Consider the following 15,710-nt stretch of genomic DNA (forward strand, 5'->3'; position numbering starts at 1 on the left):
CCGGATCACGCCGGCTGAAGTGATGCCTGTTCGCGCCGTTCGTCCCCGGCGAAGAAGATCAGGTACAGGACCGGCGCGGCGATCAAGGTCAGCACCGACGCGAAGGCCAGACCGCCCATGATCGTCACCGCCATCGACACGAAGAACGCGTCGGTCAGCAGCGGCGCCATGCCCAGGATCGTCGTCGCGGCGGCCAGCACCACCGGGCGCAGACGCGAGGTCGACGCGGTGACGATGGCCTCGCGCAGCGGCACGCCCTCGGCCCTTACCAGGTCGATCTCTTCGACCAGCACGATACCGTTCTTGATCAGCATCCCCGAGAGGCTGAGGAGGCCCAGCAGCGCGGTGAAGGTGAACGGCAGCCCGCTGCCGAGCAGGCCCAGCGCGACGCCGTTTACCGACATCGGCACCAGAAGCCAGATGATGATCGGCTGTCGCAGTGCGTTGAACAGCAGGATCGAGATCAGCACCATCACCAGAAGGCTGATGGGCAGCTGCTGGCCAAGGCTCTCCTGCGCCTCGGAGGAACTTTCCAGCTCGCCGCCCCATTCCATTTTATAGCCCTCGGGGATCGGCATCGCCTCCATCACGTCCGTGATCTGGGCCTGCACCTCGGCGGCCGTGCGATAGGTCGGAATGTCCGCCCCCACGGTCAACGTCGGCACCCGGTCACGGCGATGGAAGAGCGTGTCCTGCACCTCGAAGGTGAAGCCGTCGATCACCTGGTCGATAGGCAGCAACTGGTTGCCGTTGGTGCTGTAGACCAGCTGGTCGTGCAGGGTCAGGCCGCTGTCATCGGGCTCCTTCACATAGATCGGGATCAGCCGCTCGTCCTCGCGGTAGACACCCGCCGAGACACCGTCGGTCGCCATCCGAAGCGTTTCAGCTATCGCGTCCCGCTCGACCCCTGCGCTCTGCGCGCGGTCGGTGGCGTAGATCGGACGCAGGACAAGCTCGGGCTCGCGCCAGTTGGTGCGCAGGTCGAGCAGCTCGTCCGTGGTCTCTTCGAGCAGCGCGATGGCCTGATCGCCAAGTTCGCGCAGCACGGCAGGGTCGCTGCCCGAGAAACGCACCTCGATCGGGTTGCCGCCGCCGGGACCGAAAACCAGCCGCTTGGTGCGGAACTCGGAGCCGGGCAGGTTCTGATGCGCGAACGCCTCCAAGTCGGCCTGAAGCGGCGGGATTTCCTCGATCGAGTTGGTGCGGATGATGAGGTGGCCGTAGCTGGGGTTCGGCTTTTCGGCCGAATAGGTCAGCATGAACCGGGTCGCACCCTGCCCGACAAAAGTGGTGTAGGACACCACGTCCTCGCGCTCGTCCAGCCAGGACTCGACCACCTTCAGATCTTCGGAGGTGGTGGCGATGTCCGTGCCTTGCGGCAGCTTGTAGTGCACGAAGAACAACGGCGTGTTCGAGTCCGGGAAGAACTGCTGCCGAACCTGACCGAACCCGGCGTAGCAGACGGCGGTGATCGCCACCAACCCGACGACGACCAGCCAGCGCACCCGCAGCGCGCCGCGCAGCAGCGCGCCATACGCCCGGAACAGCGGACCGCCATAGGCGTCGCCCTCGCTGCCGTCACCCTGTTTGAAGAAGTAATGACCCAGCAGCGGCGTGACGGTCAGCGCCAGCACCCAGGACAGCAGCAGCGAGATGCCGATGACCGCAAAGAGCGAAAACATGAACTCGCCCGTCGCGTCGGGGCTGAGCCCGATGCCCGCGAAGGCCATGATGCCGATCACGGTCGCGCCCAGCAGCGGGATCTGCGTCTTGCCCGCCGCCTCGTCCGCCGCTTCGCGGGAAGACTTGCCGCCGCGCATCGAGATCTGCATGCCCTCGGCGACGACGATGGCGTTGTCGACCAGCATCCCCATCGCGATGATCAGCGCGCCCAGCGAGATGCGCTCCATCTCGATCGAGAAGATCGCCATGAAGAAGAGCGTGCCGACCACGGTCAGCAGCAAGGTCGCGCCAACGACCACCGCCGCGCGCCATCCCATGAACAGCGCCAGCACCGCGACGACGATACCGACGGACATGGCGAGGTTCACGAGAAAGGCGTTCGACGCCTCGTCGACCACGACATGCTGCTGGTAGATCGGTTGCAGGTTCACGCCATAGGGGATCGAGGGCATCAGTTCGGCCAGCTTGGCGTCCACACGGTTGCCGACGTCGACGATGTTCTCGCTGGCAAGGCCCGCGACGCCCAAAGTGAACGCCTCGTGGCCATTGTAGCGCACGATGATGCTTGGATCCTCGACCCTGCCCCGGCGCACCGTGGCGACATCGGCGAGGTTCAGCACCTCGCCCGATACCCCGATGGTCAGCCCCGAGATCGCCGAGACCGTATCCGACCCCTCGGCGCCCTGGATCAGGGTCCGGTTGCGATCCCCGGTGATGGAACCCGCGTCCACGACCGAGTTCGCGGTGGCCAACGAGTTGCTGAACGCTGTCGGCGGCACGTTCTGGTTTGCCATCAGGTCCATGTAGGGCTCGACGAAGATCGCCTCGTCGGGCAGACCCGCTGTCTCCACGTCGGCGACGCCATCGACGGTCAGCAGCTCGCGCCGCAGCCAGTTGGAAAGCCGGTGCTTCTCGGCGTCGGTGAAGCCCTCGGCCGTGACTGCGTAGTAGAGGCCGAACACGTCGCCGAACCCGTCGTTCACGAAGGGCTGGCTGACGCCTTCCGGCAAGGACCGCGCCGCGTCGCGCATCTTGGCACGCAGCTTGGTCCAGAGGTCCGGCAGCTCGGTGCCGTCATAGGTCGACTTGATCTCGACTTCGATCAGCGACTCGCCGGGGCGGTTGACCGAGGTGATCGTGTCCACCTCGCCCATCTGCTGGATCGCCGATTCCAGCGGTTCCGAGACCTCGCGCGCCACCTGCGCCGCCGAGGCGCCGGGGTAGCTGGTCGAGATCACCGCGTTCTTGATGGTGAAGGCCGGGTCTTCCAGTCGGCCCAGCGTGTTGAATCCCCAGATGCCGCCGAACAGGCTGCCGAGGATGACAAGCCACGTCAGCAGCGGCTTCTCGATCGAGGCGCGCGCGATGTTCATGTTCTCGCTCCGTCGGTCAGATCAGTTGGGGAAGCCGTCGAAGCGGCGCACGGGCTGGCCCTCGTCCAGCATGGCACCGCCGGCGAGCACGATCTCCTCGCCCGGTTCGAGGCCGGAGAGGATCGCGACGACCTCGCCCTGCGCCGGGGCGATCTCGACCTGGCGCTGCTCGACCGTGCCCTCGTCCGCACCGGTCGGGGTGAACACCATGACATGGGCGCTGCCGTCCGCATTGGGCACGATGGCCGAGGGCGGCACGGTGATCTGGCTGTTACCCTCGTTGAGCGCGGCGGTCACGGTGGCGGACGAGCCCGGCAGAACCGCCAGATCGTCCGGCGGCGCGATGCCCAACGTCAGCGTGTAGGTCTGGCCGATCTCGGAGGCTTCGGCGTTGAACTCGCGGATCTGCATCGCGTAGCTCTTGTCCGCCGCCGGGAAGTTGACGGTGAAACTCACGTCCGGCTCCCGTCCGGCGCGCTGGAACAGGATTTCGGGCACGTCGATCTCGACCCTAAGGTCCGACATGTCGTGCAGGCGAACGACGGGCGTTCCGGCCTGGATGGTCGAGAAGTTCGCAACGTTGCGCGAGGCGACCAGCGCGTCGAACGGCGCGGTGAGGGTCGCGTTCTCGAGGTCGCGCTCGGCGGTGCGCAAGCTGATCCGCGCCGAACTGGCGGCGGTGCGCGCATCGTCGACGGCAACCTCGCTGACGGCGGCGCCGCTGAGCTTCGTCAGACGCTCCAGATCCCGGTCCGCCTGATCGAGCTGCAATTCGGCTTGGTCAACGGCGAGCTCGAACGGCTCGGTGTCGAGCCTCGCGATCAACCCGCCCTCGGGCACGCGCTGACCCTCGATCACCGGCAGCTCTACGATCTGGCCGCCCACCTGGAAAGCCAGGTCCACCGTCTCGCGCGCCTTGACGCGCCCGAAGAACACGCGGCTCACGGCCGAGGATTCCTCGGTCACGGTCATCAGCTTTACCGGGCGCGGATGCGCCGGCTCGGGTTGCGGCGCGTCCTGAGCCAGGGTCGCAGTGCCCAGGAAGAGCGACAGGATGGGCAGGATCAGTCTTTGCATAGCTTCAGGTCCTCGGGGAAACCGTTCTCAAGCAGCCGCTCCGAGGCTTTCCTCATCAGCGCGGCCAGTGTTTCGATGTCTTCGTCGGGAAGCCCGGTGGCCGCGCGCAGGGCGTTTCCGGCCTCCCGCAGCATCCGTGCCCGCAGCGCCGTGCCCTCGTCGGTCAGCTTCAGCAGCCAGGCGCGGCGATCGTCCGGATCGCGTTCGCGCACGGCGAGCCCCTTGACCTCCAGCCCGTCGGCGACGGCGGTCACGGTCGACGGCAGCGCCATAAGGTCACGCGCCAGATCGCCCATGCGGCGGGCACGGCCAAGACGGATCACGATATGCTTCTCGGACTTGCTCAGCTCGACGCCGAGGTCGATCAGCTCCATCCGCTCCGCCAGGTTCCGGTAGAGCAGGGTCACGCCCATGAAGACCTGAACCTCGGGGTCGAGTTCGAGAATGGCGGCATTGAAATGGCTGGACACGGGATACCTCGCAGGTCGAGATGCTTCATTTAATGAACCTTTCAAAAAGTCAACAAGGTTCCGAAGCGATAACGTAACCGTGTGCGTTGCTGTTCCCCCCGCCGTGCGCCGGGCCTATAAGCGGTGCAGCAGCGCGCCGCGCGATAAGGAGCAAAGGGGGGACGCATGACCATCGAGATGTTGTTCGGACGGGGCCATCTGCCCCTGAGCCTGCCGGAGGGCGCGGTGCCGCACGTGATCGAGAAACCGCCCTTCCCCACCGCCGCCCCGGCTGCCGAACAGATTGAACGGGCGCTTGGAAATCCGATTGGCGCGCAGCCGCTTAAGGCGCTGGCGCAGGGCCGAAGCTCGGCCTGCATTCTGATTTGCGACATCACCCGACCGGTGCCGAATCACCTGTTCCTGCGCCCGATGATCGAGACCATGATCGCCGAGGGCATCCCGGCCGAGAAGATCACCGTCCTCATCGCCACCGGCCTGCACCGCCCCAACGAGGGCCAGGAACTGGCCGAGCTGGTGGGCGATCCCTGGGTGCTGGAGACCGTCACCGTCGCCAACCATTTCGCGATGAACGATGCGGATCACGTGGACCTTGGGTTGACCTCCGGGCGCGGCGTGCCGGTCAAGATCGACAAGCGGCTGGTCGAGGCCGATCTGCGTATCGCCACCGGCCTCGTCGAGCCGCATTTCATGGCCGGTTACTCCGGCGGCCGGAAGGTCGTCGCGCCGGGCGTCGCGCATCACGAGACGATCCGCACCTTCCATTCGGCCCGCTTCATGGAAGACCCCAACGCCCGCGAGTGCAATCTGGACGCCAACCCGCTCCACGAAGAGCAGCTCGAGATCGTCCGCAAGGTGGGCGAGCTCTACGCGCTGAACACGGTCATCGACGACAAGCGCAACCTGGTCTTCGCCAGCTTCGGCGAGATCATCGAGAGCCACCTGGCCGCCGTCGACTTCGTCCGCGAGTTCACCGAGATCCCCGTGGGCCGGAAGTTCAGCACGGTGGTGACCTCCTCGGCCGGGTATCCGCTGGACCAGACCTATTACCAGACCGTGAAGGGCATGGTGACGCCGCTGGACATCCTGAAGCCGGGTGGCACGCTGATCATCGCCTCGCACTGCGGCGAAGGGATCGGCTCGAGCCATTTCCGCGAGGCGCAGAAACGGCTGGTCGCGATGGGGCCGGACGCGTTCCGGGAAAGCCTGCTGAAGAAGTCACTGGCCGACGTGGACGAGTGGCAGACCGAGATGCAGCTGAAACCTATGCGCGTGGGCAAGATCCAGCTGTTCTCCGAGGGGTTGGACGCCGACGACCTGGCGGTCACCGGAGTGGAGCCGATCACCGACCTGGCCGCCGCTATCGCCGAGAGCATCGCCGCGCATGGCGATCCGGACGTGGCCGTTATTCCCGAGGGGCCCTATGTGGTCCCCCTGTCGACCGCGAAAGCGGCCTGATCTCACGATTTTCGCGCGGACCGTTGAAGGATCCGCGCGCACACCTTTCGTTGAAGGTGGACACATACCGCGTCGCCATTACCCGGCGGCGCTTTGGATAAAACCAGGAGGAGTTTTCCCATGCCCGACGCAAGCACCTCGATGCCTGACCTGAACCTGAAGGACCCGAGCCTTCTGACCGACGCCAACATGATCGCGGGCGAGTGGGTCCGCGCGGGCGAGGACGGGATCGACGTGACCAACCCCGCCGACCGCTCGGTGATCGCGCGGGTGCCGAAAGTCTCGGTCGACCAGCTGAAGAAGGGCATCGCCGCGGCCAAGGCCGCCATGCCCGCCTGGGCCGCCCGCCCCGCCAAGGAGCGCGCGGCGCTGCTGCGCAAGTGGTACGAGTTGATCGTCGAGAACGCCGACGACCTGGCGAAGATCCTCACCGCCGAGCAGGGCAAGCCGCTGGCCGAGGCCAAGGGCGAGATCGTTTCGAACGCCGCATACCTGGAGTGGTTCGCCGAAGAGGCCAAGCGGCTCTATGGCGACGTCATCCCGACGCCCCTGACCGACCGCCGGATTATCACGCTCAAGCAGCCGGTCGGCGTCTGCGCCGCGATCACGCCCTGGAACTTCCCGAACGGCATGATCACCCGCAAGGCAGGTCCGGCATTGGCTGCGGGCTGTCCGATCATCGTCAAACCCGCCTCGCAGACGCCGCTGTCGGCGCTGTCTCTCGCGGTGCTGGCCGAGCGTGCGGGCATTCCGGGCGACATCTTCCAGGTGGTCACCGGCAAGGCGTCCGAGATCGGCGGCGAGTTCACCTCGAACCCGGACATCGCAAAGATCACCTTCACCGGCTCGACCGAGGTGGGCCGCAAGCTGCTGCGCGACAGCGCCGACCAGATCAAGAAACTGTCGCTGGAACTGGGCGGCAACGCGCCGTTCATCGTGTTCGAGGATGCCGACCTTGATGCGGCGGTCGAGGGCGCGGTGATGGCCAAGTTCCGCAACTCGGGCCAGACCTGCGTCTGCGCCAACCGCATCTACGTGCACGAGGATGTGGTCGAGGCGTTCACCGCCAAGCTGGCCGAGAAGGCAGGGCAGCTGAAGCTGGGCCGGGGCGAGGAAGAGGGCACCCAGCAGGGCCCGCTGATCGACGACGCCGCGGTCGAGAAGATGGAAGAGCACCTGAAGGACGCGCTCGACAAGGGCGCCAAGCTGCTGACTGGCGGAGAGCGGTCGGAACTGGGCGGCACCTGGTTCAAGCCGACGGTCCTGTCGGGCGTGACGCAGGAGATGAAGGTCGCACACGAGGAGACCTTCGCCCCGCTCGCCCCGGTGATCCCGTTCCGCGAGGAAGCCGACGCGATCGCCATGGCCAACGACACCGAGTTCGGCCTGGCGGCGTATTTCTACACGAAGGACCTGGCCCGCACCTTCCGCGTGGCCGAGGCGCTGGAGTCGGGCATGGTCGGCATCAACACCGGCCTGATCGCCTCGGAGGTCGCGCCCTTCGGCGGAGTGAAGCAGTCCGGCCTGGGCCGGGAAGGCTCCAAGTACGGCATCGACGAGTATGTCGAGGTCAAGTACCTGGCCGTCGCCGGTATGTGAACCGAACACCAAAGTATGGACTGGGCCGCGCCTTTGGGGCGCGGCCCATTTCGTTTAGATTATGAACTCCACCTTGCGGGACGAAGCAGACCGCCACTTCGTTAAGGTTTGGGTGATCTATGAGGTGCCTCCCCGAATTGACCGCTCAACCGGGCAGTCCATCAATCCTTTCGAGGGAGGCGAGATCATTGTCCCAATGCGCGCGACTCGAGAAGCAAATATGCGCTTGGGGCAGTATGCGGGTCGGACTATCGAGTGAACCTGCTGGCACGACAAGCACACCATCTTTCGCTTGCAAAAATGGCAGCGCGGACCCGCAGTTGGTGCAAAAACACTTCACGTGTCGTGTACCGGAAAGCCGAAATTCCTTGATATTATCCTCGCCTGACAACCAGGTAAGCTTCGCCGTCGAGGAAAACAGGTTGGCCGAATGGGCTGAGCCACTATCCTTGCGGCAGCGCCCGCAATGACAAAGGAAGAAGCACTCGAATTTTCCCGATATGCGGAACTTCACAGCACCGCACAGGCACTGTCCGGTCTTCATATTGTTCATTTACAGTCTCTTAAGATGCGACCACCAAGACGCCATTCAAATGTAGATTTCTCAGCGATCCATATCGCCGTGTAAGTTCAAGGTCAGAAAGGGCTCAAAAAGGCCAAACGCAATACTTTTCCCCCACCACATAGCATTCTAAGACAACGATACCGCGTAGACCTGATCCTCCGTTACGCAGTGCGAGCGACGTAGTTCCACGCAGCGGTCCAGAACGTCGATAGCCTGGCGCTCGACGCGGAGGACCGGGGCGCCGGCGGCGATCTCCAGTGCCTTGGCGACCGGGGCATTCGCCAGCGTGGCGCGGAGCGACTCTTCGGCGCGGGTGATGATGATGTGATAGGCCTGCTGGTAGAGCACGTAGAGCGTGTTTGGAAGCGGCGCGCGCTCGTAGAGGCCGGGGAACATCCGGGCCGGGACCACCGAGATCTCGTGCGCGACGCGCTGGCCGTTCAGGCTGCGAACGCGCTCGACCTCCACCACCTCGTCGGGCTCTCCGAACAGAGCGGCGGTCTCTTCGGGGGTGGCGGAACGGCGGGCGACGTGTTCCTCGACCAGTTCGGGACGGACCTGGGTACCGTCGGGGTTTCGCAGCCGAAAGAAGTTGAACAGCGAGGTCTCGGGCGTGCGCACGGTCACGAAGGTGCCGCGGCCTTGGATGCGCTGAACAAGCTGGCGATTTTCCAACTCGATCAACGCTTTGCGCGCGGTGCCCTGGCTGACGCCAAGTTCGGCGCCGAGCTGCGTTTCGCTGGGCAGCATCGCGCCCGGCGGCAGTTCTCCGGTGGCGATTCGGTCGACGATCGTGTCGATCACGACGCGGTAGAGTGGCCGTTCCATCGGCGCTCCCTCTGTTTTTCAAGCCTTTAGCACGCGGAAAGCCTGCCCGACAAGTCTTATATAAAACCACTTGTATAAGACTTGGGTTGCATGATAGCCAGTCGCCAACCATCGCACGAAACGGAGGAGACCGCCTTGGGCATTCCACAACTTCTGGTCCATGACCACGAGGACAACGTGGGCGTTGTCGTCGTCGAAGATCTGAAAGCCGGCACCGAGATGCTGTGCGTCGTCACCCACGACAACTCGGACTTCAAACTGACCGCGAAAGCCGACATCCCGATCGGCCACAAGGTCGCGCTGAAGGACCTGGCCGAGGGCGATACCGTCATCAAGTACGGCGAGGACATCGGTCGCATGATCGGTTCCGCCGAGAAGGGCGGACACGTGCACACTCACAATTGCAAAACGAAGCGGTGGTAAGAACGATGGCTCTTGATTTCAGCACTGCGACTGTCAACGCCTGGCGCCGCGAGAACGGCCGCGTCGGCGTCCGCAACCACGTCCTGATCCTGCCTGTGGACGACATCTCGAACGCCGCCTGCGAGGCGGTGTCGAACAACGTAAAGGGCACCATGGCGATCCCTCACGCCTATGGCCGCCTCCAGTTCGGCGAGGACCTGGATCTGCACTTCCGCACCATCATCGGCACCGGCGCGAACCCGAACGTCGCCGCCGTGGTCGTGATCGGCATCGAGCCGGAGTGGACCCAGATCATCGTCGACGGCATCGCCAAGACCGGCAAGCCGGTCGAGGGTTTCTCGATCGAGCAGAAGGGCGATTTCGAGACGATCCGCCAGGCCAGCTGGAAGGCGAAGGAATTCGTCCACTGGGCGACCGAGCTGCAGAAGGAAGAGTGCCCGGTGTCGGACCTGTGGGTCTCGACCAAGTGCGGCGAGAGCGACACGACCACCGGTCTCAGCTCGTGCCCGACCGTCGGCAACATGTACGACAAGCTGCTGCCCCACGGCATCTACGGCTGCTTCGGCGAGACCTCGGAGATCACCGGGGCCGAGCACATCTGCGAGAAGCGCGCCGCCACCCCCGAGGCTGCCGCCAAGTTCAAGAAGATCTGGCAGGCCTACACCGATGACGTGATCGAGGCGCACAAGACCAACGATCTGTCCGACAGCCAGCCCACCAAGGGCAACATCCTTGGCGGTCTGACCACGATCGAGGAAAAGGCGCTGGGCAACCTCGAGAAGATCGGCAAGACCTCGACCTACATCGACGCGATGGGTCCGGCCGAGGCGCCCGAGAAGGGCCCGGGCCTGTACTTCATGGACACTTCGTCGGCGGCTGCCGAGTGCGTCACGCTGATGGCGGCGGCAGGCTATGTCATCCACACCTTCCCCACCGGGCAGGGCAACGTGGTCGGCAACCCGATCGTTCCGGTCATCAAGATCTCGGGCAACCCGCGCACCCTGCGCACCATGTCCGAGCACATCGACGTGGACGTGACCGGCGTTCTGACCCGCGAGATGACCATCGACCAGGCCGGCGACGCCCTGATCGAGTCGATCGTCCGCACCGCCAACGGTCGCTACACCTGCGCTGAGGCGCTGGGCCATCGCGAGTTCTCGATGACGAAGCTGTATCGCTCTGCCTGATCGATGAAGATCGTCATCTCTGAATTCATGGACGAAACGGCGCTGGAAGCTTTCGGCGCCGGGGACCGGGTGCAGTACGCACCCGGTCTTGTCGATGATCGCCCCGCCCTTCTGGACGCGATCGCCGACGCGGATGCGCTGATCGTGCGCAACCGGACCCAGGTGAACAAGGAATTGCTGGAGGCCGCCCCCGGCCTGCGCGTCGTCGGTCGTCTGGGCGTAGGCCTCGACAATATCGACCTCGACGCCTGCAAGGGGCGCGGCATCGCGGTTTGTCCGGCAACCGGAGCGAACACGCTGTCGGTGGCCGAATACGTCATTTCCGTCACTCTTTCCCTGCTACGCGGGGCCTACGCCTCGAACGCGGCGATGATCGCGGGCGAGTGGCCGCGCAATGCGCTGATCGGTGGTGAGGCGTCGAGCAAGTGCATGGGCCTATGGGGTTACGGCGGGATTGCCCGTGCCGTGGCCGAGCGCGCCCGCGCAATGGGCATGAGCATCGCGGCGATGGACCCCTACCTGCCCGCCGACGATCCGGCGTGGCAGGGGATCGAGCGGTGCGAGAGTGCAGCCGAACTGTTGGCCCGTGCCGACGTGCTGTCGCTGCACGTGCCGCTGACCGACGAGACCCGGAACATGATCGACGCGGGTGCCATCGCGCAGATGCGGCCCGGCGCAATTCTGGTCAACACAGCGCGCGGCGGGATCGTGGACGAATCCGCGCTGGTCTCGGCGCTCAAATCGGGACAGCTTGGCGGTGCGGCGTTGGATGTCTTCGCCACAGAGCCGCTGACCGCCGAGGCGGGCAAGCTTTTCGAGGGCGCGCCGAACCTGATCCTGACGCCGCACATCGCGGGCGTGACGAACGAGGGGAACGTGCGCGTTTCGTCGGTCACGGTCGAGAACGTCAAACGGGAGCTTGCAGATGCCTGAGGCGTCACGCCTGCCCATCGCCGACGCGGAAGTGCTTGTCGCCCGCGCGCTGCTTGCGAACAATGTCTCCGACGCCAATGCCGAGACCGTGGCCCGCGCGCTGGTTGCGGCCGAAGTCGACGGCCAGGGCGGCCACGGCTTCAGCCGGGTGGCCTCCTATTCTGCGCAGGCCCGTGCTGGCAAGGTGGACGGCCGCGCGACTCCGGTCGTCGAGCGCGCCGCGGCAGCCCTGTTGACGGTGGACGCCTGCAACGGTTTCGCCTTCCCCGCCATTGATGCGGCGATCGAGGAACTGGTGCGCCTGACGCCCGAGACCGGCATCGCCGGAGCCACGATCCGGCGCTCGCACCATTGCGGGCAGTTGGGCGCGCATGTCGAGCGGCTGGCCGAAAAGGGCCTTGCCGCGCTGATGGTCGGCAATGCCCCCAAGGCCATGGCGCCCTGGGGCGGCTCGGCGCCGCTGTTCGGCACCAACCCCATCGCCTTCGCCGCCCCGCGCGGTGCGGGCGAGGCACCGCTGGTGATCGACCTGTCCCTGTCCAAGGTAGCGCGTGGCAAGGTCATGGCCGCCACCAAGGCCGGAAAACCGATCCCCGAGGGCTGGGCTTTGGACGTGGATGGGAACCCGACGACCGATCCGCAGGCGGCGCTGAAGGGCACGATGATCCCAGCGGGCGATGCCAAGGGCGCCGCTTTGGCGCTGGTGGTCGAGATCCTGTCGGCGACGCTAACCGGCGCGAACCACTCGTACGAGGCCAGCTCTTTCTTTGACGCCGAGGGTGATCCGCCGGGCGTCGGCCAGTTCATCATCGCCTTCGATGTCGCACGGGCCAGCGGCGGAACCTTCGCCGCCCGGATCGAGCAGCTTCTGGGCGAGATCACCGCGCAGGACGGCGCACGCATCCCCGGCACCCGCCGGCTGGCCGCGCGCGAGGACTGCCGCCAGAACGGCGTCATCGTGCCACCGCATCTCGTCGACGAGATTAACGCTCTCGCCGACGCCTGAGACCCAAACCCGCCCCGTTCGGCAGGACGAGGGCGGGTTCACATCAAGAACCTGCCGGCAACAATATTCTAGTGGAGGACACCATGCTCAGATCGACATTCGCAGCGCTGGCCATCGCCGTTTCAGCCGTTGCCGCACAGGCTCAGGACTTCCCCTCAGGGGCGGTCGACTATGTGATCCCGTTCGGCCCGGGTGGCGAGTCGGACATCACCGCGCGCTTCCAGCAGCCCTTCTTCAAGGACAAGTTCGGTCAGGACCTGGTCGTGTCCTACAAGCCCGGCGGCGGCGGCGCGGTCGGCTGGTCGCAGCTGAACGCGATGCCCGGTGACGGCTCCGCGATCATGGGCGTGAACCTGCCGCACATCATCGTCAAGCCGAAGCAGGGCAATGTCGGCTTCGAGACCGAGGACATCGTCACCGTCCACATGTTCCACTACACGCCCGACGCCATCGTGGTGAAGGCGGACAGCCCGTACCAGACGCTGGACGACCTGATCGCGGACGCCAAGGCGAACCCGCGTGCGGTGACCATGTCGGGCTCGGGCAAGGGCACGGCAAACCATCTGGCACAGGTGATCTTCGACGGGATGGCCGGGATCGAGACGACCTATGTTTCGTTCCAGGGCACGGGCGCCTCGACCACCGCGAACCTGGGCGGCCAGGTCAAGGCGCAGTGGGGCTATACCACCGTCGGCGCGGCGCAGGGCGACAAGGTCCGGATGCTGGCCGTCGCCATGGAAGAGCGTCACCCCGCCTTCCCCGACGTGCCGACCTTCCGCGAGCTGGGTTACGACATGGTTTCGGGCGCCTATCGCGGCGTTGCCGTGCCGAAGTCGACCCCCGAAGAACTCCGCCAGCAGGTCGCGAACTCCATCGCCGAGATCAACGCCGATCCCGAGTTCCAGAAGAAGATGCTCGACGGCGGTTTCGCCCTTGTGAACCTGCCCTACGGGCCGGAACTGGACGCATTCATGGCCGAGAAGGCCGAGGAATACCTGTCGGCGGCCGAGTCTGCCGGCGTGCTGAACTGATCACGGGCCTGGGGCCGGCGCCTTGCGGCGCCGGTCCTTTTTTGTGCCCGGACGCAACACCGGGCCTGACCGATTGAGGCAAGGAATTTCGGGATGCTCGAGTATCTGATTTCGGCGTTCTCGCCGCTCAACATCGTACTGGCGCTGCTGGGGGTGGCGGCAGGTACCATCATCGGCTCGATCCCCGGCCTGACGGCAACGATGGCCGTCGCGGTTCTGGTGCCGATCACGTTTTCCATGGCGCCCGAAAGCGCGCTGATCCTGCTGGGCGCGATCTATACCGGTGCGATCTACGGCGGCGCCTATGCTGCGATCCTTTTGAATACGCCGGGAACGCCCTCGGCCATCGGCACGACCTTCGACGGCTATCCCATGGCCAAGCGGGGCGACGGAGACCTGGCCGTGTCCGTCGCCTGCCTGTCCTCGGTTGCGGGCGGCCTCGTCGGCGCACTCGCGCTGCTGCTGCTGGCCCCGCCCCTCGCCGAGGCCGCGCTGGCTTTCGGGCCGGTAGAATACTTCTGGCTAGCCATCTTCGGCCTTTCATTGATCGCGGCCCTCTCCACGGGCGACTTCCTGAAGGGCATGATCGGCGCCGCCTTCGGCCTGCTACTGGCGACCATCGGCATCTCGGAAACAAGCGCCGAGGTCCGCTTCACCTTCGGGTCGAACACGCTTCTGGGCGGGATCGAGATCGTTTCGGCGCTGATCGGCCTTTACTGCGTGCCGGTGCTGATCAACCTTGTCGCGACGCCAGACCGGCATCTCGACGCCCCGGCCGAGACCAAGGGCTTCCGCCTGCCAGAGGCGTTCGGCGCGGTGGTCCGAAACAAGTTCAATCTGCTCCGCAGCTCGGTGATCGGCACGCTGGTCGGCGCGCTGCCCGGCGCGGGCGGCTCCATCGCCGGGCTGGTCGCCTATTCCGAGGCACGTAGGACGGGCCGAGACGAGCCTCCCTACGGCGAGGGCAACCCGGGCGGGATCGTTGCTACCGAGTCGGCCAACAACGCGACGGTCGGCGGCGGCTTCATCCCGACGCTGGTGCTCGGCATTCCAGGCACGCCGCCCGACGCGGTGATCCTGGGCGCGCTGTTGGTGCAGGGCGTCCGCACGGGCCCGGCGCTCTTTTCGGACGGCTCGAACATCGTCTACACGTTCATCTTCGGCCTGTTCCTGGCGACGATCCTGATGCTGCCAGTGGGCCTGCTGATTGGGCGCTTCGCCTACGGCGCGATCTCGCGTGCGCCCAAGGCCGCGCTGGTACCTGTCGTGGCTTTCATGACGGTGATCGGCGCCTTCGCGATCCGCAACTCGCTGGCGGACGTGGGCATCATGATCGTGCTGGGCGTGATCGGCTGGCTGGCGACGCGCCGGGGTTTCTCGGTCTCGCCCATCGTGCTGGGGCTGATCCTGGGTCGCATCGCCGAACAGGGCTTCGTGCAGAGCTGGACCATCGGCTCGGCCATCGGCAACGTCTGGGCGCAGTTCTTCGGGCGGCCGCTGTCGATGGTGATCATCGCGCTGACGCTGCTGAGCTTCCTCTACCCGTTCGCGCCGCAGCTGAAGGCTTATCTTGCGCGCCGAAACGGCTCGGCACCCGCAAAAGAGGCCGCGCCTCGCGCCTCCGCCCACGCCATCGGGCTGGAGATGGTCTCGCTGGCGATCTTTGCCGGAATAGCGCTGCTGGTGATCGTCCAGTCCGCCGCGCTGAACCCCGAGGCCGCCGTTTTCCCGCGCACCGTCGCGATCGGTATGCTGGCTCTCTGCGTTCTGGCCATTGGTTTGACGCTGAAAACCGGACATGCGACGCCGCCGGGAGGCATGCAGGGCATGGTCCGGCGCGCCGCCGTGCCGTTGGCCATGCTGGGCGCGGTCGCGCTGATCCCGGTGCTGGGCTTCATGACCGGCGGCCTGCTGATGGCCGCCGTGCTGACGCTCGCGGCACAGCACGAACGCATATCCGCCGCCGGCTGGGCGGCGCTGGCCGCAGGCGTCGGCCTGACGGTGGCGCTTTTCACCATCGGCTTCCGCTCCGCCCTCAGCGTCCCGCTCCCGACCGGAGCCCTGTTCTGACCCAAGG

13 protein-coding genes are annotated in these 15,710 nt (G+C 65.7%); 8 read left to right on the forward strand and 5 right to left on the reverse strand.

The window, feature by feature from the left end:
* Positions 1 to 5 precede the first annotated feature (5 nt).
* From ACW9UR_RS17475 to ACW9UR_RS17485, 3 genes are read right to left on the reverse strand one after another with little or no spacing between them, the layout of a single operon-like run.
* Positions 6 to 3,056, reverse strand: a complete 3,051-nt coding sequence (locus ACW9UR_RS17475; protein WP_458918337.1) for an efflux RND transporter permease subunit — start codon at positions 3,054 to 3,056, stop codon at positions 6 to 8.
* A 21-nt stretch (positions 3,057 to 3,077) separates the two neighbouring features.
* Positions 3,078 to 4,133, reverse strand: coding sequence for an efflux RND transporter periplasmic adaptor subunit (locus ACW9UR_RS17480; RefSeq protein WP_458918338.1), 1,056 nt, complete (start codon positions 4,131 to 4,133; stop codon positions 3,078 to 3,080).
* On the reverse strand, positions 4,121 to 4,603 hold the full coding sequence (locus ACW9UR_RS17485) for a MarR family winged helix-turn-helix transcriptional regulator (RefSeq protein ID WP_458918339.1): 483 nt from the start codon (positions 4,601 to 4,603) through the stop codon (positions 4,121 to 4,123). Before ACW9UR_RS17485 ends, ACW9UR_RS17480 begins: the two co-directional genes overlap by 13 nt.
* 165 nt (positions 4,604 to 4,768) lie before the next feature.
* Between ACW9UR_RS17485 and ACW9UR_RS17490 the strand changes: the two genes are divergently transcribed.
* Positions 4,769 to 6,061: a nickel-dependent lactate racemase family protein gene (locus tag ACW9UR_RS17490; RefSeq protein ID WP_458918340.1), complete on the forward strand. Its 1,293-nt coding sequence runs from the start codon at positions 4,769 to 4,771 to the stop codon at positions 6,059 to 6,061.
* A gap of 120 nt (positions 6,062 to 6,181) precedes the next feature.
* Complete coding sequence (locus ACW9UR_RS17495; RefSeq protein WP_458918341.1) at positions 6,182 to 7,660, forward strand: NAD-dependent succinate-semialdehyde dehydrogenase; 1,479 nt, start codon at positions 6,182 to 6,184, stop codon at positions 7,658 to 7,660.
* A gap of 145 nt (positions 7,661 to 7,805) precedes the next feature.
* Here the strand turns inward: ACW9UR_RS17495 and ACW9UR_RS17500 are convergent, their stop codons facing one another.
* On the reverse strand, positions 7,806 to 8,213 hold the full coding sequence (locus ACW9UR_RS17500) for a GFA family protein (protein ID WP_458918342.1): 408 nt from the start codon (positions 8,211 to 8,213) through the stop codon (positions 7,806 to 7,808).
* 138 nt (positions 8,214 to 8,351) lie between these two features.
* Entirely contained in the window at positions 8,352 to 9,053 is a 702-nt protein-coding gene (locus ACW9UR_RS17505; protein ID WP_458918343.1) for a GntR family transcriptional regulator, read from the reverse strand.
* A 135-nt stretch (positions 9,054 to 9,188) separates the two neighbouring features.
* Here ACW9UR_RS17505 and ACW9UR_RS17510 point away from each other — a divergent pair, with 135 nt between their 5' ends.
* The 6 genes from ACW9UR_RS17510 to ACW9UR_RS17535 all read left to right on the forward strand — a co-directional run bounded on the left by ACW9UR_RS17510 (position 9,189) and on the right by ACW9UR_RS17535 (position 15,703).
* Entirely contained in the window at positions 9,189 to 9,476 is a 288-nt protein-coding gene (locus ACW9UR_RS17510; protein ID WP_458918344.1) for a UxaA family hydrolase, read from the forward strand.
* A 5-nt stretch (positions 9,477 to 9,481) separates the two neighbouring features.
* On the forward strand, positions 9,482 to 10,663 hold the full coding sequence (locus tag ACW9UR_RS17515; RefSeq protein ID WP_458918345.1) for a UxaA family hydrolase: 1,182 nt from the start codon (positions 9,482 to 9,484) through the stop codon (positions 10,661 to 10,663).
* A 3-nt stretch (positions 10,664 to 10,666) separates the two neighbouring features.
* Complete coding sequence (locus ACW9UR_RS17520) at positions 10,667 to 11,596, forward strand: hydroxyacid dehydrogenase (RefSeq protein ID WP_458918346.1); 930 nt, start codon at positions 10,667 to 10,669, stop codon at positions 11,594 to 11,596.
* Positions 11,589 to 12,602, forward strand: coding sequence for an Ldh family oxidoreductase (locus tag ACW9UR_RS17525; RefSeq protein ID WP_458918347.1), 1,014 nt, complete (start codon positions 11,589 to 11,591; stop codon positions 12,600 to 12,602). Before ACW9UR_RS17520 ends, ACW9UR_RS17525 begins: the two co-directional genes overlap by 8 nt.
* 83 nt (positions 12,603 to 12,685) lie before the next feature.
* Positions 12,686 to 13,633, forward strand: coding sequence for a tripartite tricarboxylate transporter substrate binding protein (locus tag ACW9UR_RS17530; protein ID WP_458918348.1), 948 nt, complete (start codon positions 12,686 to 12,688; stop codon positions 13,631 to 13,633).
* A gap of 93 nt (positions 13,634 to 13,726) precedes the next feature.
* Positions 13,727 to 15,703 (forward strand): tripartite tricarboxylate transporter permease, encoded by a 1,977-nt coding sequence (locus ACW9UR_RS17535; protein WP_458918349.1) that lies wholly within the window; start codon positions 13,727 to 13,729, stop codon positions 15,701 to 15,703.
* Positions 15,704 to 15,710: the final 7 nt, after the last annotated feature.

It is taken from the genome of Halovulum sp. GXIMD14794 (assembly GCF_054457455.1).